This is a genomic window from Reyranella sp. (assembly GCF_965229815.1).
In the GTDB taxonomy this organism is placed as follows: Bacteria; Pseudomonadota; Alphaproteobacteria; order Reyranellales; family Reyranellaceae; genus Reyranella.
Window position 1 is genome coordinate 1 of sequence record NZ_CBDDJN010000003.1, and the last position, 21,399, is coordinate 21,399.

At 71.2% G+C, this 21,399-nt stretch carries 16 protein-coding genes; 14 read left to right on the forward strand and 2 right to left on the reverse strand.

The genetic code is table 11. The features are described from left to right. Positions 1-1,101: phosphoenolpyruvate carboxykinase (ATP) (locus ACO073_RS11080; RefSeq protein ID WP_421997428.1), on the reverse strand; the 1,101-nt coding region annotated here is incomplete at its 3' end. A gap of 224 nt (positions 1,102-1,325) precedes the next feature. Continuing rightward, positions 1,326-2,084, reverse strand: a complete 759-nt coding sequence (locus ACO073_RS11085) for a HugZ family protein (RefSeq protein WP_421997429.1) — start codon at positions 2,082-2,084, stop codon at positions 1,326-1,328. A 533-nt stretch (positions 2,085-2,617) separates the two neighbouring features. On the opposite strand from ACO073_RS11085, the gene ACO073_RS11090 reads away from it, so the two are divergent. The 14 genes from ACO073_RS11090 (at position 2,618) to grpE (ending at position 21,265) form a co-directional block, all read left to right on the forward strand. Further along, positions 2,618-3,319: a response regulator transcription factor gene (locus tag ACO073_RS11090; RefSeq protein ID WP_421997430.1), complete on the forward strand. Its 702-nt coding sequence runs from the start codon at positions 2,618-2,620 to the stop codon at positions 3,317-3,319. 22 nt (positions 3,320-3,341) lie between these two features. Beyond that, the gene (locus ACO073_RS11095; protein WP_421997431.1) at positions 3,342-5,138 is read left to right on the forward strand and encodes a stimulus-sensing domain-containing protein; all 1,797 of its coding nucleotides are present in this window, start codon (positions 3,342-3,344) and stop codon (positions 5,136-5,138) included. A gap of 14 nt (positions 5,139-5,152) precedes the next feature. Next, positions 5,153-5,626, forward strand: a complete 474-nt coding sequence (locus ACO073_RS11100; protein WP_421997432.1) for an HPr kinase/phosphorylase — start codon at positions 5,153-5,155, stop codon at positions 5,624-5,626. A 164-nt stretch (positions 5,627-5,790) separates the two neighbouring features. Further along, entirely contained in the window at positions 5,791-6,195 is a 405-nt protein-coding gene (locus ACO073_RS11105; protein ID WP_421997434.1) for a PTS sugar transporter subunit IIA, read from the forward strand. Next, the gene (locus ACO073_RS11110; RefSeq protein ID WP_421997435.1) at positions 6,192-6,494 is read left to right on the forward strand and encodes an HPr family phosphocarrier protein; all 303 of its coding nucleotides are present in this window, start codon (positions 6,192-6,194) and stop codon (positions 6,492-6,494) included. Before ACO073_RS11105 ends, ACO073_RS11110 begins: the two co-directional genes overlap by 4 nt. A 282-nt stretch (positions 6,495-6,776) precedes the next feature. Next, complete coding sequence (gene ahcY, locus ACO073_RS11115) at positions 6,777-8,183, forward strand: adenosylhomocysteinase (protein WP_421997436.1); 1,407 nt, start codon at positions 6,777-6,779, stop codon at positions 8,181-8,183. Positions 8,184-8,493: 310 nt separating this feature from the next. Then, positions 8,494-9,702: a hypothetical protein gene (locus ACO073_RS11120; protein ID WP_421997437.1), complete on the forward strand. Its 1,209-nt coding sequence runs from the start codon at positions 8,494-8,496 to the stop codon at positions 9,700-9,702. Next, a complete protein-coding gene (locus ACO073_RS11125) occupies positions 9,615-10,874 on the forward strand; it encodes an ATP-binding protein (protein ID WP_421997438.1) in 1,260 nt (419 codons plus the stop codon). The genes ACO073_RS11120 and ACO073_RS11125 overlap by 88 nt, the downstream gene beginning before the upstream one ends. 72 nt (positions 10,875-10,946) lie before the next feature. After that, entirely contained in the window at positions 10,947-12,491 is a 1,545-nt protein-coding gene (gene tsaE / locus ACO073_RS11130; protein ID WP_421997439.1) for a tRNA (adenosine(37)-N6)-threonylcarbamoyltransferase complex ATPase subunit type 1 TsaE, read from the forward strand. Further along, entirely contained in the window at positions 12,488-13,219 is a 732-nt protein-coding gene (locus ACO073_RS11135; protein WP_421997440.1) for a nucleotidyltransferase family protein, read from the forward strand. Before tsaE ends, ACO073_RS11135 begins: the two co-directional genes overlap by 4 nt. 307 nt (positions 13,220-13,526) lie before the next feature. Continuing rightward, a complete protein-coding gene (gene addB / locus ACO073_RS11140) occupies positions 13,527-16,457 on the forward strand; it encodes a double-strand break repair protein AddB (protein ID WP_421997442.1) in 2,931 nt (976 codons plus the stop codon). Further along, entirely contained in the window at positions 16,454-19,987 is a 3,534-nt protein-coding gene (gene addA, locus ACO073_RS11145; protein ID WP_421997443.1) for a double-strand break repair helicase AddA, read from the forward strand. The genes addB and addA overlap by 4 nt, the downstream gene beginning before the upstream one ends. A gap of 219 nt (positions 19,988-20,206) precedes the next feature. Next, entirely contained in the window at positions 20,207-20,527 is a 321-nt protein-coding gene (trxA, locus tag ACO073_RS11150) for a thioredoxin (RefSeq protein ID WP_421997444.1), read from the forward strand. Positions 20,528-20,662: 135 nt separating this feature from the next. Next, positions 20,663-21,265 carry a nucleotide exchange factor GrpE gene (gene grpE, locus ACO073_RS11155; protein WP_421997445.1) on the forward strand — a complete coding sequence of 201 codons (603 nt, stop codon included), beginning with the start codon at positions 20,663-20,665 and terminating at the stop codon, positions 21,263-21,265. Positions 21,266-21,399: the final 134 nt, after the last annotated feature.

Genomic DNA, 21,399 nt, shown 5'->3' on the forward strand with positions numbered 1-21,399 from the left:
CTGGGCCGGCGTCAGCTTGGCGATCGGCGGCATCACGCCGAACGCGTCGGCCGTCAGCATGATGATGTTCTTCGGGTGCGGGCCGACGCCGCCGGGGGCGATGTTCGGCATGAACTCGATCGGATAGGCGCCGCGGGTGTTCTCGGTCTTGGAGTCGTCGTTGAAGTCCGGCTCGCGGGTGTCCGGATCGATGGTGACGTTCTCGTAGATGACACCGAAGCGCTGGCTCGCCGCCCAGATCTGCGGTTCGGCCTCGGCCGACAGCTTGATCATCTTGGCGTAGGAGCCGCCTTCGAAGTTGAAGACGCCGTTCTCGCTCCAGCCGTGCTCGTCGTCGCCGATGAGCTTGCGCTTGGGGTCGGCCGAAAGCGTCGTCTTGCCGGTGCCGGAGAGGCCGAAGAAGATCGCCGTGTCGCCGTCGGGGCCGAGGTTGGCCGAGCAGTGCATCGGCATCACGCCCTTGGGCGGCAGCAGGTAGTTGAGGACGGTGAACACCGACTTCTTCATCTCGCCCGCATACGACGTGCCGGCGATCAGGATGACGTTGCGCGCGAAATCGCAGGCGATCAGCGTCTCGGAGCGGCAGTTGTAGCGCTTCGGATCGACCACGAAGCTCGGGAGGTCGATGATCGTCAGTTCCGGGACGAAGCTCGACAGCTGCTCGGTCTCGGGACGGATCAGCAGGTTGCGGATGAACAGCGAGTGCCAGGCGTACTCGGTGTACACCCGTACGTTGATGCGGTGTTCCGGATCGGCGCCGCCGTAGAGGTCCTGAGCGAACAGGTCCATGCCTTCGGCGTGGGCGCGCATGTCGTCGAAGAGCAGGTCGAAGGCGGCCGGCTCGAGCTTGTGGTTGTTGTCCCACCAGATCTGGTCGGCGGTGACGTCGTCAGAGACGACGAACTTGTCCTTCGGCGAGCGGCCGGTGTGCACGCCGGTGTCGGCGGCAAGGGTTCCCGCCGCCGTCAGCATGCCTTCGCCGCGCTTGAGGGATTCCTCGTAGAGGCTCGGAGCTGTGAGGTTCCAACGGATCGACGCCAGGCCGGACAGACCGATCGAGTCGGTGCCCGCGGCAGGATTTCGCAAGCCGATTTCTTTCACTGTTGTACCTCTCGTTAAACAGCCGGTGCGCGGGTTAAAACCCCCGGTTTTATTTTGCACTGCAGCATCCGGCTATGTCAGCGACAGATGGTGCCCGTCGCTGCACTGGACCTCCCCACGCGAAAACTCGCGCGACCCTAGTAAACCACTTCGCCGGTGACAAGCGAAACAAGTGCGACTTGACACCGCTGTTCGCGACACGACCCGACGCGACGTTCTGGCGGCTAGCCGGCGACGCCGGCGGCCGCGCCGCTTGCGCCCCGCGCCCGCCTGGCGAGATCGACCAACACGGCGCGCAACGAGCCGCCAGCTCCGACCGGCTCGGGGAACGTCACCCGGGCCGCCAGGGTACCGGCCACCAGGTCGATCCCTTCCGGATCGAGCCCAGTCGCCCGCCAGTCACCGTCCGGCGCCCCGGCAAGCCGGGTCGCGTAGAGGGACAACGCGTCAGCGTGGTCCTGGTTCATGTGCGCGATGGCGCCTTCTTCCGATGCCAGCAGCGCGTCGCAGCCCGCCACGTCGGTCATCAGCTCGGCGGCCGGAAGCGTCACGATGCGGCCGAAGCCGGCCACGAGGTGCGCCTGCTCCGGGGCGATCCGGTAGACGCTGAAATCCTTGAAGGCGGCATAGCCGCCGGCGTCGGGATGGCGCGCCAGAAAACGGCGCAGCGCCGCGGGCTCCTCGGTCCGCGCGATCGTCCCGGCGACGGTGACGCGTGCCAGGGCCAGCGGATCCCCCGGCCGCACCGGCTCGGAAATCATCAGCGACACCCGCGGATCGGCCTTGAGGTTGCGGGTGTGGACCGCCAGGTCCGACAGCAGCAGCACCGGCGCGCCGTCCGGCAGCGTCGCCACGGTCACCAGCGAGACGTGCGGGGCTCCGCTGTCGGGATCGAGGGTCCCCAGCGCCGCCTGGAACGCGGTGCGCAGGAGATGGCGCGCCGTGGCGCGGGCGTCGAAGTCGGGGGCCGTGTCGGATGCCATTCCACTCTCCCGGGTTGCGGCGGGCGCGCGGCATGGCGGCCGCCGGCGCCGATGGAGCGGGCATCGCCTGCCGCCTCAAATGCGGACCCGCCTGCTCCACGAATTGACCGATCCGGACGCGCCGGGCAAGGGCCGCGCAATGGTCCCGCCGCTCAATCGGCGCACGAAACCGTGGACGCGGTCCGTATAACGGGTACACCGGGTCTTTCGCATCACAGTCAAGAGGCCATATTTTGTACGTAATTGGTGCCTCTTACCGGGTCCGGGCGCCGAAGATGGATTGAAACGATCCGGGCGCCCGGGGATTGACGGTAACGGGGCAGGGCGGAACGGGTGCGGCCGGCGTTGGATATCGCCTGGCCGGAGCCGGCGTGCCAGCTGACCGATGGCGGATCAGGACCGGCGCGCCGCCCGCACGGAATGGCCGCTCCGAGGCAGTCGATCACGGGCAAGAGCATTCGCCGCTTCGGGACGGATGTCTTCGTGGTCAGGACGACAGAAGAACGCGTTCGAACGCGACGAAAGGACGCTTAATGGCGACGGTTGCACTCGTCGACGACGACCGGAACATCCTGGCTTCGGTCTCGATCGCCCTCGAATCGGAAGGCTATCGGGTCCAGACCTACACCGACGGCGCCTCGGCGCTGCAGGGTCTGTCCCAGGATCCGCCGGACCTTGCGATCTTCGACATCAAGATGCCCCGGATGGACGGGATGGAGCTGCTCCGGCGCGTGCGCCAGCAGACCGACATGCCGGTGATCTTCCTCACCTCCAAGGACGAGGAGATCGACGAGCTGTTCGGGCTGAAGATGGGCGCCGACGACTTCATCCGGAAGCCGTTCTCCCAGCGCCTCCTGGTGGAACGCGTCAAGGCGGTCATGCGCCGGGCCCAGCCGCGTGACGGCTCGCCGCCGAAGGCCACCGACGCCAGCAAGTTGCTCGAACGCGGCCAGCTGATGATGGACCAGGAGCGCCACACCTGCACATGGCAGGGCGAGCCGGTCACGCTGACTGTCACCGAATTCCTCATCCTGTTCGCGCTCGCCCAGCGCCCGGGCGTGGTAAAGAGCCGCAACGCGCTGATGGACGCGGCCTACGACGACCAGGTGTATGTCGACGACCGCACCATCGACAGCCACATCAAGCGGCTGCGCAAGAAGTTCAAGGTGGTCGACACCAACTTCGACATGATCGAGACCCTGTACGGCGTCGGCTACCGCTTCAAGGAGATGTAGGCCGCGGTTCGCGGGCTCCCCCATGGCCGTCGACACGGATACAAAGACGCCGACCCAGAAGACCGCGCGGCGCCGGCTGCGGGCCGTCGGTCGGCTTGGCGCGCGCGTCGGGCGCAGCCTCGGCGGGCTGTTGTCGACCTACGTCTTCTCCAGCGTCACCCGGCGCATCCTGGTCCTCAACCTGGTGGGCCTCGTGGCGCTGGTCTCCGGCACCCTCTACCTGAACCAGTTCCGCGCCGGACTGATCGACGCGCGCGTCGAGAGCCTGCTCATCCAGGGCGAGATCATCGCCGCCGCCATCGCCGCCTCGGCCACCGTCGACACCGACACCATCTCCGTCGATCCCGAGCGCCTGCTCGAGCTGCAGGCCGGCGAAAGCGTCTCGCCCATCGACCAGGGCGTCCACGCCCTCGACTTCCCCATCAACCCGGAGCGGGTCGCGCCGATCCTCCGGCGGCTGATTTCGCCGACCAAGACCCGGGCGCGGATCTACGACCGCGACGGCCTGCTGCTGCTCGATTCCCGCCACCTTTATTCGCGCGGCCAGATCCTGCGCTTCGACCTGCCGCCCCCCCAGGAGGGCCAGCCCGGCGCGCTGGAAAAGGTCTGGGAGCGGGTGAAGGCGTGGACGCTGCATGGCGACCTGCCCGTCTACAAGGAGATCGGCGGCGCCAACGGCCGCGAATACCCCGAGGTGGAGCGGGCGGTTTCCGGGGCACCTGCGAGCGTCGTCCGCGTCAACGACAAGGGCGAGCTGATCGTCTCCGTCGCGGTGCCGATCCAGCGCTTCCGCGCCGTGCTGGGCGCGCTGCTGCTGTCGACCCAGGGCGGCGACATCGATTCCATCCTGCGCGCCGAGCGGCTGGCGATCGTCCGGGTGTTCCTGGTCTCGGTCGGTGTGATGGCGGTGCTGTCGATCCTGATGGCCGGCACCATCGCGGGCCCCATCCGCCGGCTGGCGGCGGCGGCGGAGCGGGTGCGGCGTGGCGTGCGCGGCCGCCATGCCATCCCCTCCTTCGACGACCGACAGGACGAGATCGGCCATCTCGGCCGGGCGCTGAAGGAGATGACCGAGGCGCTCTATAACCGCATCGACGCCATCGAGGCGTTCGCCGCCGACGTCGCCCACGAACTGAAGAACCCGCTGACCTCGCTCAGGAGCGCCGTCGAGACGCTGCCGCGCGCCAAGACCGACGAGTCCCGCGAACGGCTGCTCGGCATCATCCAGCACGACGTACGCCGCCTCGATCGCCTGATCTCCGACATTTCCGACGCCTCGCGCCTGGATGCGGAGCTGGCACGCCGCGACGCCGAGCCCGTCGATCTGGTGGCGCTGCTGGAAGCGGTGGTGGAAATGCAGCGCCAGATCGCCCGCTCCAGCGGCATCTCCATCGCGCTGAAGGTCGACATCAAGGCCACCCGCGGCGGGCGCGACGCATATCTGGTCAACGGCCACGACAGCCGGCTGGGCCAGGTGTTCACCAACCTGCTCGACAACGCCCGCTCGTTCTCGCCGAAGGGCAGCACCATCACCGTGACCGCCCACCGCCGGGAGGGCGAGGTCGAGGTGATCGTCGACGACCAGGGCCAGGGCATCACCGCCGAGAAGGTCGAGCGGATCTTCGAGCGCTTCTACACCGACCGGCCGGAGATCGACGGTTTCGGCGACAACTCCGGGCTGGGCCTGTCGATCTCGCGGCAGATCATCGAGGCCCACGACGGCAGCATCTCCGCCGAGAACCGGGTGGTCGCCGACGACGGCGCGGTCCACACCGCCGGCGCGCGCTTCATCGTGCGGCTGCCGGCGCTGACCGGCTGAGCGGAGGCGGGCCGATGCAGACCGTCCACGCCACCTGTATCCTGATCGGCCGGTACGGCGTCCTCATCCGCGGCGCTCCCGGCGCCGGCAAGACCGAGCTGGCGGCGGCGCTGGTGCGCGAGACGCTTCGCGATGGCGGCTTCGCGTGCCTGGTCGCCGACGACCGGGTGGCGCTGGCCGCCGAACACGGTCGGCTCGTCGCGCGCGTTCCGGCGGCGATCGCCGGCCTGATGGAAATCCGCGGCCGCGGCATCGAGACCGTCCGCCACGAACCGGCCGCCGTGGTGCGCCTGGTGGTCGACCTGGTCGCCCCGGAGCTGCTGGAGCGCATGCCGGAGGCGGCCGAAACCGCCACCATCGTCGAGGGGATCCGCCTCACCCGCCAGCCGGCGTCCGGAAGTGGCCGCGCGACGGTTGCCGCAATCACGGCGGGCATCCGGGCGATCACAGAAGCGGACACCGACCGTGTCGAGGTCGATTTCCCTTGAACTGACCAGCCGGGTGGCCGATTTTGGCCGCCACCTTTTCGTCGACCCTGGGGTCAGCGCTACGTGACGGATCGCATTTCCAGTCCTTCCTCCCCCTGCGGACGTTCGGCGTCCGCAACCGCCGCTCGCGCCGAGACGGCCGGCCGCGCTGATTGCGAGGTCTCATGATCGGGCTCGTTCTCGTCACCCACGGCAGGCTCGCCGAAGAGCTGAAGGCGGCGCTCGAACACGTCGTCGGGCCGCAGGAACGCGTCGCCACCATCTCCATCGGCCCCGACGACGACATGGAGCGCCGCCGCACCGACATCGTCGACGCGCTCGGCGCCGTCGACGACGGATCCGGCGTCGTCGTGCTCACCGACATGTTTGGCGGCACGCCCTCCAACCTTGCGATCTCGGTGATGCGGGCCGGCACGGTCGAGGTGATCGCCGGCGTCAACCTGCCGATGCTGGTGAAGCTGGCCAGCGTGCGCGGCGACACCCCGCTGGTGAAGGCCGTCGACGACGCCAAGACCGCCGGCCAGAAATATATCAGCGTCGCGAGCCAGGTTCTCTCGGGGAGCCGATGAACGACACCGCGGACAAGCCCCGCACCACGGTTCTGTCGATCGTCAACCAGCGCGGTCTCCACGCCCGCGCCTCCGCCAAGTTCGTCAAGTGCCTGGAGACCTACGACGCCGAGGTCTCCGTCGAGCGCGACGGCCATTCGGTCGGCGGCGGCTCGATCATGGGCCTGCTGATGCTGGGGGCCGGCAAGGGCACCCAGATCACCGTCACCGCGTCCGGCCCGGAGGCCGACGCCGCCATCGACGCGCTCACCGCGCTCGTCGAGGACGGGTTCGGCGAAGACGGCCCGAACAGCGCCTGACCGCGTCCGCCTCCCTCCCGCCTGGCTGATCCACGCGCGCCGCCATCCGCGCGCCGCCCCGCCGCGCGCTGCGCGCCCGGCCATGGCCCGGCGCAGCCGTACTTCTGGGCCGCCTTGGTCATGCGTCGCCGAAAGCCCTTGCGGCGACTGCCGGCTAAATATAAAGAAATCTTTATATCGTTATTGAATACGGCTTCCGAGCCCGGTATACCCCGCACCATGTGGCGCGCCGCACCCTGCCGTGCGCGCCTCTTCCACCTGAGAACACGAAGGAGCGACCACATGCTCGACAAGCCCGCCACCGATTATATCGTGAAGGACATCGGCCTCGCCGACTGGGGCCGCACCGAGATCGACATTGCCGAGACCGAGATGCCGGGCCTGATGGCCGTCCGCGAGGAATTCGCCGGATCGCAGCCGCTCAAGGGCGCGCGCATCGCCGGTTCGCTGCACATGACCATCCAGACCGCCGTTCTCATCGAGACGCTCGTGGCGCTGGGCGCCGACGTCCGCTGGGCCTCGTGCAACATCTTCTCGACCCAGGACCAGGCCGCCGCCGCCATCGCCGCGACCGGCACGCCGGTCTTCGCCATCAAGGGCGAGACGCTGGAAGAATACTGGGACTACGCCGACAAGATCCTCGACTGGGGCAACGGCGAGACCTGCAACATGATCCTCGACGACGGTGGCGACGCCACCATGCTCGTCATGCTCGGCGCCAAGGCCGAGAAGGATCCCTCGGTCCTCGCCAACCCGAAGAACGAGGAAGAGAAGTTCCTCGTCGCCACCATCAAGCGCCGCCTCGAGAATGACCCGACCTTCTACTCGCGCTGCCGCGACGCCATCCGCGGCGTCTCCGAGGAGACGACCACGGGCGTCATGCGCCTCTACCAGATGGAGAAGCGCGGCGAGCTGCCGTTCCCGGCGATCAACGTCAACGACTCCGTCACCAAGTCGAAGTTCGACAACAAGTACGGCTGCCGTGAATCGCTGGTCGACGCGATCCGCCGCGGCACCGACGTGATGATGGCCGGCAAGGTCGCCGTGGTCTGCGGCTACGGCGACGTCGGCAAGGGCTCGGCCCAGTCGCTGTCGGGCGCCGGCGCCCGCGTCATGGTCACCGAGATCGATCCGATCTGCGCCCTGCAGGCTGCCATGGACGGCTACGAGGTCGTGACCATGGAGCAGGCCGCTCCGCGCGCCGACATCGTCGTCACCGCGACCGGCAACAAGGACGTGCTGACCGTCGATCACATGCGTGCCCTGAAGGACATGGCGATCGTCTGCAACATCGGCCACTTCGACAACGAGATTCAGGTCGACGGCCTGAAGAACTTCAAGTGGAAGAACGTCAAGCCGCAGGTGGACCTCATCGAGTTCCCCGACAACAAGCGGATGATCCTTCTCTCCGAGGGCCGTCTCGTGAACCTCGGCAACGCCACCGGCCATCCGAGCTTCGTGATGTCGGCGTCGTTCTCGAACCAGACGCTGGCCCAGATCGAGCTGTGGACCAAGGCCGACCAGTACGAGAAGAAGGTCTACGTGCTGCCGAAGCACCTGGACGAGAAGGTCGCCGAGCTGCACCTGCGCAAGCTGTCGGCCGAGCTGACCACGCTGTCCGACGAGCAGGCCGACTACATCGGCGTGCCGGTGAACGGGCCGTTCAAGTCCGACCAGTACCGCTACTGATCACGCGGGCTTCGGGCCGTCCGGAGCCCTGCATCGCCTGACGGAAGCGCCGGCTCGAAAGGGCCGGCGCTTTTTTTGTCGGCAGCGGGCGGCCGGCCGCGCATGGCGGGTCCCATCCGCGCCGCCGATGAATTAGGGTCGGCGACATCCGAGGTCACCGTGATTCCGGGCCGGTTCGGCCCGAGATCCCGAAAGCTGACCGCATCCAATGGCTTGGATCGGGGTGCGGGGGGAAACCGGTTGCCGTTTTCCGCCTGGCACCCGCTCCGATTCGCGTGCGCGCGCAAACAAACGGCATGTCGCGACGACCATGACCGCCCCTCGTTTCCGGCCGTTCCGACCTCTCGCCGCCGCCCCGCTGTGGCTCGTCCCCATGGTGACGCCGGGGTTCGCCGCCCCGGCCGACGCGGCCGGCGGGCTGGTGCCGATGGTGCTGGGCGCGACGGCGGCCGCAGGGCTGCTCGCCGCCGCCGGCTTCGCCGCGCTTGCCTGGTCGACGCGCCGCCGCCTCATTGCCCTCACGGCCGAAAGCGCCGAGGCCGGCCTGCGCGCCGAACGGGCCGAGACGCTCCTCGATGCCGCCGACCGGCGCACCCTGGTGCTGCCCGCCGACGGCGGCCCGCCGGTCGTCTACGGCGTCACCGAGCTGGGCGGCGTGCCGTCGGCCGCCGAGGCGCTGCTCGATCCGGCGCGCTGGCTCGCGCCCGAGGATGCCGCCGCCCTCTCCGAGGCCCTCGGCGCGCTGCGCGACGACGGGCGCCCGTTCGAGGCCGAGCTGCGCACCTCCGAGGGCTCGACCGTCTCGGTGCGCGGCCGCATCGCCGGCGACAGCGCGGCGGTCACCTTCGCCCACACCGTCGGCGGCGCCCAGGCGCCCCAGACCGGCGCGCTGCGCGATTTCCTCGAACGCATGCCCTATCCGGTCTGGATGCGCGATCCCGAGGGCCGGCTGGGCTTCGTCAACGCCGCCTACGCCAGCGCCGTGGAACGGGCCGACCCCGCCGCCGCGATCGCCGCCGGCGACGAGCTTCTCGATACCGCCGGGCGCGAGGCGCTGGCCGCCGCCCGCACCGCCGACGGCCGCGCCGAGGTACGCGTCTCCACCGTCATCCGCGGCGAGAACCGGACCCTCGACGTGGTCGAGCTGTCGGGGCGCGGCGGCAGCGTCGGGGTCGGCATCGACGTGACCGAGCTGGAGCAGACCCACGCGGTGCTGCGCCGGACCGTCGACTTCCACGCCCGCACCCTCGACGAGCTCGCCACCCCGGTCGCCGTGTTCGGTCCCGACCGGCGGCTGCAGTTCTACAACCCCGCCTACCGCGCCCTGTGGGACCTGGATGCCGGCTACCTCGACAGCGCGCCCGAGGACGAGACGCTGCTGAAGGCGCTGCGCGCCGCCCGCAAGCTGCCCGAGCAGGCCGAGTTCGACGTGTGGCCCGCCACGTCACCCGCGGCTACCAGTCGGTGGAAAGCTTCGAGGAGTGGTGGCACCTGCCCGACGGCCAGACGCTGCGGGTAATCACCAACCCGCATCCGCACGGCGGCGTCACCTACATCTACGAGAACGTCACCGAGCGCCTCGACCTGGAGAGCCGCTACAACGCGCTGATCCGGGTGCAGAGCGAGAGCCTCGATCACCTGGCCGAGGGCGTCGCGGTGTTCGGCCCCGACGGGCGGCTGCGCCTGTGCAACCCGGTGTTCTCGGCGCTGTGGAAGCTGCCCGAGGACGCGCTGGCCGACCAGACCCACATCACCCGCATCAGCCACGAGAGCGCCCGCAGCCCGGCCGACCGGGCCGCCTGGGTGCGGATCGCCGGCGCCGTCACCAGCCTCGACGACCGGCGCGAGCCGGTCGCCGACCGGCTGGAGCGCGACGACGGCACCGTGGTCGACTACGCCACCGTGCCGCTGCCCGACGGCGCGACGCTCGCCACCTTCGTCGACGTCACCGACACGGTGAAGGTCGAGCGGGCACTCAAGGAGCGCAACCTGGCGCTGGAGGAGGCCGACCAGCTGAAGACCGCCTTCATCGGCCACGTCTCCTACGAGCTGCGCTCGCCGCTGACCACGATCATCGGCTTCACCCAGCTGCTCACCGGCAGCGGCGTCGGGCCGCTGAACGAGAAGCAGCGCGACTACGCCAGCTACATCCGCTCGTCGTCGGAGGCGCTGCTCGCCATCATCAACGACATCCTCGACCTGACCACGGTCGATGCGGGCATCATGGAGCTGGAGCTCGGCAGCGTCGATCTGGCCGCGGTGGTGGCGGCGGCGACCGAGGGCCTGCAGGACCGTATCAAGGAAGCCCGCCTCACGGTGGCGATCGACATCGCGCCGGAGATCGGCGCGTTCACCGCCGACGAGAAGCGGGTGCGGCAGGTCATCTACAACCTGCTGGCCAACGCCATCACCTTCTCGCCGGAAGACGACACCGTCGAGATCCACGGCCGCCGCGACGGCGGCGACGTGGTGTTGTCGGTGGCCGACCACGGCCGCGGCATCTCGGAGGACCAGATCGACGTCGTGTTCGACCGCTTCGTCTCCGATCCCACCGGCGGCCGCCGCCGCGGCGCCGGATTGGGGCTTGCCATCGTCAAGAGCTTCGTCGAACTTCACGGCGGCTCGATCGACATCGCGTCCGAGCCCGGCGCCGGCACCACGGTGACCGTCCGCCTTCCCCTCAGGCAATAGACCAGGCGGCGCGGCGGTCGCGCCCCGCGCCTGTCCCGCGCCCCCTGTCCCGCTAGCCATGACGTGCGCCCCATGACCCCCGAACCGCTGGTGATCCCGATCGAGGACGAGGCCGCGACCACGCGGCTGGCGGAGGACGTGGCGGCGGTTCTGAGGCCGGGCGACCTCATCACCCTGTCGGGACCGCTCGGCGCCGGCAAGACGACCTTCGCCCGCGCCCTGCTGCGGACGCTCGCCGACGACCCCGAGCTGGAGGTCCCGAGCCCGACCTACACGCTGCTGCAGCCCTACGCGCTGCCGCGCCTGGCCATCGCCCACATGGATCTCTACCGGCTCGGCGACCCGTCCGAGGCAGCCGAACTGGGCATCGACGAACTGCTCGACGCCGGCGCGGTGCTGATCGAATGGCCCGAGCACGGCGCCGACATGCTGCCGCCGGTGACGCTGGAGATCGCCATCGCGCCGGATCCGGACGACGCGGACCGGCGCACGGTGACGCTGGCCGCCTCCCACGACATGGCCGCAAGGCTCGATCGCTCCCGCATGGTTCGCGCCTTTCTCGACGCCGCCGGCCTTGCGGGCGCCGCCCGCCGCCATCTCCAGGGCGATGCGTCCTCGCGCACCTACGAGCGCATCCGCGCGGGCGACACCCGCGCCGTGCTGATGAACGCCCCGACCCAGCCCGACGGCCCTGCGATCTACGGCGGCGAACCCTATTCGCGCCGCGCCCACCTGGCCGAGAGCGTCCGCCCCTTCGTCGCCATCGGCGACGGCCTGCGCGCCCGCGGCTATTCCGCGCCCGCGGTGCTGGCCCTCGATCTCGACGCCGGACTGCTGCTGCTGGAGGATCTCGGCACCGAGCCGATCCTGAAGAATGGCGCGGTCGTCGAGGACCGCTACGCGCTGGCCGTCGACCTGCTGGCCGACCTGCACGGCGCTCCGATGCCGGCCGACCCGGCGCTGCCCGACGGCAGCCGGCATGTGATCCCGCCATTCGACAAGGGCGTGTTCGGCATCGAGCTGTCGCTCTATCCGCAATGGTTCGTGCCGTTCGCCACCGGCGCGGCGATGGACGCGGCGACGCTTGCCGAGTTCGCCGAAGCGTGGGACGCGCTCTGGCCATTCGTGGAGGAGGCGGAGACCTCGTGGCTGCTGCGCGATTATCACTCGCCGAACCTGATGTGGCTGGAGGCGCGCGGCGGGCTGGCGACGGTCGGACTTCTGGACTATCAGGACGCGCTGATCGGCCCGACCGCCTACGACGTCGCCTCGCTGTTGCAGGATGCGCGCGTGACGGTGGAGGCCGGCATCGAGACCCGCCTGCTGGACCGCTACGTCGCCGCCCGCCACGCCACCGACCCGGCCTTCGACGCCGCCGGGTTCCGGCGCAGCTACACCGTCGTCGCGGCCCAGCGCGCGACCAAGATCCTGGGGATTTTCGCCCGCCTGAACGCACGCGACGGAAAACCCGCCTACCTTGCGCACCTGCCGCGCATCGCGACCTATCTGGAGCGTTCGCTGGCAGACCCCATTTTCGCCGAACTGAGAGGGTTCTACGAGCCGGCTCTTGCCGCCTTCGCCCGCTCAGCCACCAGCCCCGAAGTTGCCGATCGATGACCACGCCCCCGACCCGCCCCACCCGCGCGATGGTGCTCGCCGCCGGCATCGGCAAGCGCATGCGCCCCGTCACGGCCACCACCCCGAAGCCGCTGGTGGAGGTCGCGGGACGCGCGCTCATCGACTACGGGCTCGACCGGCTGCAGGCCGCCGGCGTCGAGGAGGCGGTGGTCAACGTGCACTATCTGGCCGACCTGATGGAGTTCCACCTGACCAAGTGCCGGGCGCCGAAGATCACGGTCTCCGACGAGCGCGGGCGGCTCCTGGACACCGGCGGCGGCGTCGCCAACGCGCTTCCCCATTTCAGGGGCGAACCCTTCTTCCTGCTGAACGCCGACACCTTTTGGCTGGAAGGCGCGACCCCCAATCTCGTGCGCCTCGCCGATGCCTGGGATCCGGAGCGCATGGACGGGCTCCTGATGCTGGCGCCGACCGTCACCAGCGTCGGCTACGACGGTGCCGGAGACTTCGTGCTGTCGACCGACGGACGGATCGCCCGGCGCAGCGAGCGGCAGGTGGCCCCCTTCGCCTATGCCGGCGCCGGCATTCTCTCCCCGGCGCTGTTCGCCGACGTCCCCGAGGGCAAGTTCTCCCTCAACGTCCTCTTCGACCGCGCCATCGCCGTCGGCCGCATGTTCGGACTGAGAATGGACGGGCTTTGGCTGCACGTCGGCACGCCGCGCGCCATCAAGGACGCCGAGGCGGCGATCGCCGAGAGCGCCGCCTGAGGACGGAGCGGGGCCGTCCACAGCCGGCTGTTGTCGCGGGCGGCCCGGTGCGCGCATTCTGACCCGGCGGCCGTCCGAATCGACGCCGCCTGCGACGGAGCCGACGCCGACATGCCCGACACGGTGACATCCGAAACGGCCGGGGAGACCGGCGCGCCGCGCGTCTTCACCATCCCGCCGTCGGTGCCGTTCCTGCCCGCGCTGGTGGCGGCGCTCGCCGACGGCACGCTGTGGCCGGGCGGCCGGGGTCCCGGACGATCCGCTGGCGCTGGCCGACGCCATCATCTACCTGCCGACCCGCCGCGCCGTGCGCGCGCTGGAGGCCGCGTTCCTGGCCGCCGCCCCCGGCCCCAGCGTCGTGCTGCCCGACATCCGCGCCATCGGCGACGTCTCCGAAGACCTGCTCATCCTCGATGCCGGCCCCGACGACACCACGTTGCTGGCGCCGTCGCTGCCGGACCTGACCCGCCGGGTCGCCATGGCCGGGCTGGTGCGCCGCTGGGCGGAGCGGCTGTCGGCCGACACCCTTGAGCTGCTGCCCGGCGAAACCGTCGCCGTGCCGACCTCGCCGGCCGATGCCGCGAGGCTCGCCAGCGACCTGCTGGCGCTGATGGACCAGGTCGAGACCCAGGAGGCCGACTGGACCGCGCTCGCCGATCTCGTGCCGGAGGAACTCGCCCAGTACTGGCAGGTGACGACCACCTTCCTGTCGATCGCGGTGGAGCTGTGGCCGGCCTTCCTGGAGGAGCGCGGCGCGCTGGAGCCGGCGCGGCGGCGGCGGCTGCTGATCGACGCGGAGACCGACCGGCTCGCCGCCGCCCCGCTCCGGGGCCCGGTGATCGCCGCCGGCTCCACCGGCTCGATCCCGGCCACCGCGCGGCTGATCTCGATGATCGCCCGGATGCCCAACGGCGCGGTGGTGCTGCCCGGCCTCGACCGCCACATCGACGACGCCGCATGGGACGCCATCGACGCCGCGCCCCAGCCATCGTTCAGCCACCCCCAGTTCGGCCTGAAGCAGCTGCTGAAACGGATCGGGCTCGAGCGCGCCGCGGTGCCCGCCCTTGGCGCCGCCCCGACGCCCGAGGCCGACGCCCGCGCGCGGATCGTCTCGGCGGCGTTCCGGCCGGCGTCGACCACCGACGCCTGGGCGGAGAGCTTCGACCCCCAGGCCGCCGCCGCCTCGGCCCGCGGCCTGGCGCTGATCGAGGCGGAGACGGCGCGCGAGGAGGCGCTGGCCATCGCGATGGCGCTGCGCGAGACGCTGGAGCGGCCGGGCGCCACCGCCGCCCTGGTCACCCCAGACCGCTCGATCGCCCGCCGGGTCGCCGCCGAGATGCGACGCTGGCAGATCAACGTCGACGATTCCGCCGGCCGCCCGCTGGGCACCACGTCGGCCGGCGTGTTCGCCCGGCTGGCAGCCACCGCCGCCACCGACGGCGACGCCCACGCGCTGGTCGCGCTGCTGAAACATCCGCTCTGCCGGCTGGGACTGCCCGAGCCCGCCTATTCCCGCGCCGTGGCGGGGCTGGAGCTCGGCGTCCTGCGTGGCCACCGGGTGCGGCCGGGGACCGCCGGGCTGCGCGCTGCCCACGAGCACCGCGTCGATGCGCTGGACGACCATCGCGAGGCCGAGCGCGCCCGCCGGCTGCGCTGGCTGGAGGCCGCCGCCCCGCTGATCGATGCGCTGGAAGATGCCCTGAAGCCTCTGGAGGCGCTGGCCACAGCGAAGACGAGGGTGCCGCTCCACCGGCTTGCCGCCGCCCATCTGGAAGTGGTCGAGGCGCTCGTCGCCGATCCCGACCTGCCGGATCGGCTGGCGCGCCGCGCCGACGGGCCGGTGCTGACCGCCGCGCTGCAGGGGATCGCCGACACCGGCGGCGTCGATTTCGAGGTGCTGCCGGCCGACTGGCCGTCGCTGTTCGAGGCACTGGCGGGCGATGCCGCCGTGCGCGGCCCGGTGCCCACCGACGACCGGCTGTTCATCTGGGGGCCGCTGGAAGCCCGCCTGCAGTCGGTCGACCGGCTGGTGATCGCCGGCCTGAACGAGGGCACCTGGCCGGCCGCCGTCGAGGTCGGGCCGTGGATGTCGCGGCCGATGCTCGGCACCTTCGGGCTGGAGCCACCGGAACGCCGCATCGGTCTCGCCGCCCACGACGTCGCCCAGGCGATGGGCGCCGGCGACGTGGTGATGAGCCGGGCGAAGCGCGTCTCCGGCACGCCGACGGTGGCCTCGCGCTGGCTGCAGCGGCTGCTGGCCGTCTCCGGCGCCGACGCCGCCCGGGAGATCGCCGCGCGCGGCCGCACCTATGTCGCCTGGGCCGGCACGCTCGATGCCCCCGACGGTCCGGCGGCCCCGGCCGCCCGGCCGAACCCCACCCCGCCGGTGGAGGCCCGGCCGCGGCGGCTCGGCGTCACCGAGATCGGCACGCTGATCCGCGATCCCTACGCCGTCTACGCCCGCCGGGTCCTCGGCCTCTCGCCGCTCGATCCCATCGCGCCGTCGCTGGAGGCCTCCGAGCGCGGCACGTTGATCCACGACGTCCTCGCCGGCTTCATCCGCGACTGGCAGGGCCCGTTCGACGCGACCGCCGTCGTCGAACTGGTGCGGCTCGGCGAGCAGGCCTTCCGGGAACTCGACGAGGCCGAGGTGACCGCCCTGTGGCTGCCGCGCTTCGCCCGCATCGCCGAGGCGTTCGTGGCGCTCGAGGCCGAGCGCGCGCCCGGCATCCGCGCCCGCCACGTGGAAATCGGCGGGCGGCTGGAGCGCGCCACCCCGGCCGGCCCGATGACGATCACCGGCCGCGCCGACCGCATCGACGAGCAGACCGACGGCACCATCGTCCTCCTCGACTACAAGACCGGGACCGCCCCGTCGCCCCAGCAGGTGGCGGCCCACCTGGAGCCGCAGCTCACCATCGAGGCGTTGATGCTGGCGGCCGGCGGCTTCGGCGCCATCGGCAACCATCCGATCGGCGACCTGGCCTATGTCGAGCTCAAGGGCTCGAAGGATCCGGTGCGGCTGCGCTCGGTGCTCGACAACAAGGAGGGCAAGGACGCCGCCACCCTGGTCGCCGAGGTGGACGAGCGCCTGCGCGCCCTCCTGGAGCGCTACGCCTTCGCCGCCCACGGCTACCTGTCGCGGGCGCGGGTGCAGCTGGAGAAAAGCTTCGACGGCGACTACGACCATCTCGCCCGCTCGCGGGAATGGGCGCTCTCGGTGGAGGGCGGCGAATGACGGTCCTCCGCACCATCCCCGACGCGACGCTGCTCGCCCAGGCGCGGGCCTCCGACCCCGGCGCCTCGGCCTGGGTGTCGGCCAACGCCGGCTCCGGCAAGACCCATGTGCTGGTGGAACGGGTGGTCAACCTGCTGCTGTCCGGCGTCGCGCCCGGCAAGATCCTCTGCCTGACCTTCACCAACGCCGCCGCCGCCCAGATGTCCCAGCGGGTGTTCGACCGGCTGGCGACGTTTGCCCGGGCCAGCGACGCCGAGCTGGACGCCCACCTTTCCGGCCGGTTCGGGCGCCCGCCCACCGCCGCCGACCGGGCCGGGGCGCGCCGGCTGTTCGCCGAGGCGCTGGAGACCCCGGGCGGCCTGAAGATCCAGACCATCCACGCCTTCTGCGCGGCGCTGCTCCACCAGTTCCCGCTGGAGGCGAACCTCGCCGCGCGCTTCACCGTGCTCGACGACGCCGCCAGCGCCGAGCTCTGCGACAAGGCGATCGACGCGACGCTGGCCGAGGCCGCCGCCAACCCCGGCGGCGCGCTCGCCCGGGCGATCGCCGACATCCTGCCGCTCTCGGCCGACCTGACGCTGCTCGGCGCCGTCCGCGCGATGATCCGCGAGCGCGACGCATTCCGGGCCTGGCTGGACAGCGCCGGCGGGCTGGCGCCGGCCATCGACCGGCTGCGCGCGGCGCTCGGCCTCACCCCGTCCGACACGCTGGACGGTCTCACCGACGAGATCCTGACCGCGCCGGGTTTCGACCCCGCCTTCCGCCGCGCCTATGCCGAGGCGCTGTCGGCGGGCGGCGCCAACGACCGCAAGCAGCTGGACCGCATCAGCCTGTGCGGCGACGTCTCGGTGGAGCCGGCCATCCGTGCCGAGGCGTGGCTCGACATGTTCCTGACCGCCAAGCGCGAGCCCCGGGCCGCCTCCGGCGCCGGCACCAAGGCGATCCTGGCGGCGCTGCCCGACCTTGGCGACCGCTACGCGGAGGAGCAGGCGCGCCTCGCCGGCCTTCTGGAAAAGGCCCGCGCCATCCGCAGCGTGTCGGCCACGGCCGCGCTCGCCTGCCTCGCCGATCGGGCGCTCGGCCACATGGAGGTGGAAAAGGCGCGCGAGGGCCTCGTCGACTACGACGACCAGATCGCCCGCACCGCGCTGCTTTTGTCCCGCTCCGACGCCGCCCAGTGGATCCACTACAAGCTCGACCGGGGCATCGACCACATCCTGGTCGACGAGGCCCAGGACACCAGCCCGCGCCAGTGGGAGATCGTCAACGCGCTGGCCGGCGAGTTCTTCGCCGGCGCCGGCGCCCGCGAGGGCCGGACCCGCACGGTGTTCGCCGTCGGCGACGAGAAGCAGTCCATCTACGGCTTCCAGGGCGCCGCCCCCGATGCCTTCCACCGCCAGCACAGCCACTTCGAGGGGCTGGCGACGGGCATCGAGGCGGCGTTCAATTCCGTCCACCTGACGCTTTCCTTCCGCTCGACGCCGGACGTGCTGGGCGCCGTCGACGCGGTGTTCGCCGACCCCGAGCTGCAGCGCCGCATCGCCAGCGACGGCGCTGCCACGGTGCACGAGCCGATCCGCGCCAACGAGCCGGGGCTGGTCACCATCTGGCCGCTGATGGAATCGGTGAAAGCCGACGCGCCGGACGACTGGACGCTCCCCATGGACCACGCGTCCGGCTCTTCGGGTCCGCTGCGGCTGGCCGAGCGGATCGCCGCCACCATCCGCGGCTGGCTCGACAATGAGGCCCGTCACCCCAACGGCGCGCCGATCCGCGCCGGCGACATTCTCGTGCTGCTGCGCAAGCGCGCACCGTTCGCCGACCTGGTCAACCGCGCGCTGAAGGCGGCAGGGGTGCCGGTGGCCGGCGCCGACCGGCTGACGGTCACCGAGCACATCGCCGTGGAGGACCTGATTGCGCTCGGCCGGGCGCTGCTGACGTCGGCCGACGACCTGTCGCTCGCCTGCGTGCTCAAGAGCCCGCTGTTCGGCCTCGACGAGGAGGCGCTGTTCGACCTTGCCCACGACCGGACCGCAAGCCTGACCGCCGCCCTCGAGGAGGCCGCGGCGCACGACGAACGGCTTGGCGAGATCGCCGCCCGGCTGGCCCGCTGGCGCCGCATTGCCCGCGCCGACCGTCCGTTCGACCTCTATGGGACCGTTCTCGGCGCCGACGAGGGTCGCCGGCTGTTCCGCGCCCGCCTCGGCTCGGAGGTCGACGAGGTGCTGGACGCGTTCCTGGACATGGCGCTCGACTTCGAGCGGTCGGGCGTGCCGACGCTGGAGGGGTTCCTCACCCGCGTCACCGCCTCCGCCTCGGAGCTGAAGCGCGAGAGCGACGCCGCCTCGGATGCGGTGCGGGTGATGACCGTCCACGGCGCCAAGGGACTGGAATCGCGCATCGTGTTCCTGGTCGACGGCTGCGGCGCGCCGCTGCATTCCCACCACGACCCGAAGATCGTGTCGATCGCGCCGGCCGCCCCCGACACCGTGCCGCCGCTCGCTTGGGCGCCCAGCGGCGACTATCGGCCCCGGCCGGTGCTCGACGTGGTGGAGGCGGGGCGGACCCGCCAGGAGGCCGAGTATGCCCGGCTGCTCTATGTCGCCATGACCCGCGCCATGGACCAGTTGATCGTCTGCGGCTGGTCGCCGGCGCGCGGGCCACACGAGGAGTCCTGGTACCGGCTGGTGGAGAAAGGGCTCGCCGCCGCACTGGTGGACCTCGTCGGCGACGACGGCGAGACGGTGGTCGCCCGCGAATGGCGCGGCATTGCCCGCGAACGCACCGCGACCGCCGGCGCGACGACACCGCCGCCCGGCGAGACTCCCGCACCGCTGCCCGTCTGGGCGCGCCAGCCCGCCCCGCCGCCGGTGATCGAGGCCCCGGCGCTCAGCCCGTCCCGGGCGCTTCCTCATGTGGCTCCTGCGCGACGGGGCACGGCTACCGCCGGCACGGCGGCGGGCGATCCCTCCGGCCTGCCGCCCGAGGCGGCCCGCCAGGCCGCCATGCTGCGCGGCACGATCGTGCACCGGCTGCTGGAGGTCTTGCCCGACATCGCGCCGGCGGACCGCCCTGCCGCCGCCCGCCGCCTCGTCGCCGCCCAAAGAGGCGCCGACGCCATCGACGCGGAAGCCATCGCCGCCTCGGCCCTGCGCATCCTGGAGGCCCCCGACTTCGCCGCCGTGTTCGGACCGGGCAGCCGCGCCGAGGTTGGCCTTGCCGGGCACCTGACCGTTGCGGGCGCGCGCCGTCTCGTCACCGGCCGGGTCGACCGGATGATCCGCACCGACGGCCGGGTGCTGATCGTCGACTACAAGAGCGACCGGCCCGCGCCCGACACCCTCGACGCCGTGCCGCCCGCCTATCTGGCGCAGCTGGCGCTTTACCGGGAGATCCTGCGGCCGCTGGAGCCGGACGCGGAGATCGGCGCGGCGCTGGTGTGGACCGATACGGCGCGGCTGATGGCGATCCCCGACGCCGCGCTCGAGGCCGTGCTGTCCCGCCTGGACGAGGCCCCCACCGGGGACTGAGGCAGCCCCGCGCAGGCCCACCGGGACCCGGGCTTCATAGCCGCCATGCGGCCCGCGCTCGCTTGACGCTGTCCACCCCGCTACCTACCTTGCAGTCAACCTGAAGAGTCGCCTCCCGGCAGGTTCCGACCCGCCCTTCCGGCTCTTCCCAGCGACCGGCCGAGAAGGCCGCCCCCGCCGCCGGAAATCCCGGTGCGGGCCCCAGATCCGAGGTGAGCCATGAGCCCTTCCAACGTCACCGATTCCTCCTTCCAGGCCGACGTTCTCGATTCCAGCGAGCCGGTGGTCGTCGACTTCTGGGCAGAGTGGTGCGGCCCGTGCAAGATGATCGCGCCGTCGCTCGAGCAGATCGCGGCGGAGATGGACGGCAAGGTGAAGATCGCCAAGCTGAACATCGACGAGAACCAGAACATCGCCATGAAGTACGGCGTGCGCTCGATCCCGACGCTGATCCTCTTCAAGAACGGCCAGCCTGCCGCCACCCAGGTCGGCGCCGCGCCGAAGGGAAAGCTGGTCGACTGGATCAACGCATCGATCTGATCGGCTCCTGAACAAACGAAAACGGGCCCGGCCGGCAACGGCCGGGCTCGCATTCGTGTGCAGGAACTCCTAGATAGCGTGCGACAGGGCCGCATGCGGCGGCCCCTCCCCTCCGACTGCCCAAGACGAGCGAAGATGAGCAACGAGACCGCGAACAAGGCCAACCCGGACGAGATCGATTCCGAGCAGACCGCCGAGCAGGCCGCTGAAGCCGCCGCCGACGAGAGCGGCATCGACGATCCGGTGACCGTCCTGGAACGCGAGGTCGCCGACCTCAAGGATCAGCTGCTGCGCGCGCTTGCCGAGGCCGAGAACACCCGTCGCCGCGCCGAGCGCGACGTCGCCGACGCGCGCCGCTACTCGGTGGCCGGGTTCGCGCGAGACATGCTGTCGGTGGGCGACAATTTCCGCCGCGCCCTGGAAGCGATGCCGGAAGGCGACGCGCTCAAGGATCCGTCGGTGAAATCCCTCGTCGACGGCATCCAGCTCACCGAGCGCGAGTTCCTCAACGCGCTGGAAAAGCACGGCATCGCCAAGATCGAGCCGCACGGCGAGCGCTTCGATCCGAACAAGCATCAGGCGATGTTCGAGGTTCCCAACGAGGAGGTGCCGAACGGCACCGTCGTGCAGGTGGTCCAGCCGGGCTACGTGATCGCCGACCGGGTGCTGCGCCCGGCGATGGTCGGCGTTTCCAAGGGCGGCCCGAAAGCCGCGCCCAAGGCCGACGCCGACGCCTGACCCCTTCTGCCGAATGCCGCCGATCACGGCCCGGCACGCCCCGCGTGTCCGGGCCGTTTTCATCTCCGGCACGACGGGGGCGCTCCTTGCAGCCGCGCCGTTGACGTCGCATGAACCGCGCATAGAATTGCCCG

Coding starts and splice junctions, on each gene's coding strand:
- ACO073_RS11100 (WP_421997432.1), top strand. CDS start 5,153: ATGCAGACCGTCCACGCCACCTGTATCCTGATCGGCCGGTACGGCGTC.
- ACO073_RS11105 (WP_421997434.1), top strand. CDS start 5,791: ATGATCGGGCTCGTTCTCGTCACCCACGGCAGGCTCGCCGAAGAGCTG.
- grpE (WP_421997445.1), top strand. CDS start 20,663: ATGAGCAACGAGACCGCGAACAAGGCCAACCCGGACGAGATCGATTCC.
- trxA (WP_421997444.1), top strand. CDS start 20,207: ATGAGCCCTTCCAACGTCACCGATTCCTCCTTCCAGGCCGACGTTCTC.
- ACO073_RS11085 (WP_421997429.1), bottom strand. CDS start 2,084: ATGGCATCCGACACGGCCCCCGACTTCGACGCCCGCGCCACGGCGCGC.
- ACO073_RS11095 (WP_421997431.1), top strand. CDS start 3,342: ATGGCCGTCGACACGGATACAAAGACGCCGACCCAGAAGACCGCGCGG.
- ACO073_RS11110 (WP_421997435.1), top strand. CDS start 6,192: ATGAACGACACCGCGGACAAGCCCCGCACCACGGTTCTGTCGATCGTC.
- ACO073_RS11135 (WP_421997440.1), top strand. CDS start 12,488: ATGACCACGCCCCCGACCCGCCCCACCCGCGCGATGGTGCTCGCCGCC.
- ACO073_RS11090 (WP_421997430.1), top strand. CDS start 2,618: ATGGCGACGGTTGCACTCGTCGACGACGACCGGAACATCCTGGCTTCG.
- tsaE (WP_421997439.1), top strand. CDS start 10,947: ATGACCCCCGAACCGCTGGTGATCCCGATCGAGGACGAGGCCGCGACC.
- addA (WP_421997443.1), top strand. CDS start 16,454: ATGACGGTCCTCCGCACCATCCCCGACGCGACGCTGCTCGCCCAGGCG.
- ACO073_RS11120 (WP_421997437.1), top strand. CDS start 8,494: ATGACCGCCCCTCGTTTCCGGCCGTTCCGACCTCTCGCCGCCGCCCCG.
- ahcY (WP_421997436.1), top strand. CDS start 6,777: ATGCTCGACAAGCCCGCCACCGATTATATCGTGAAGGACATCGGCCTC.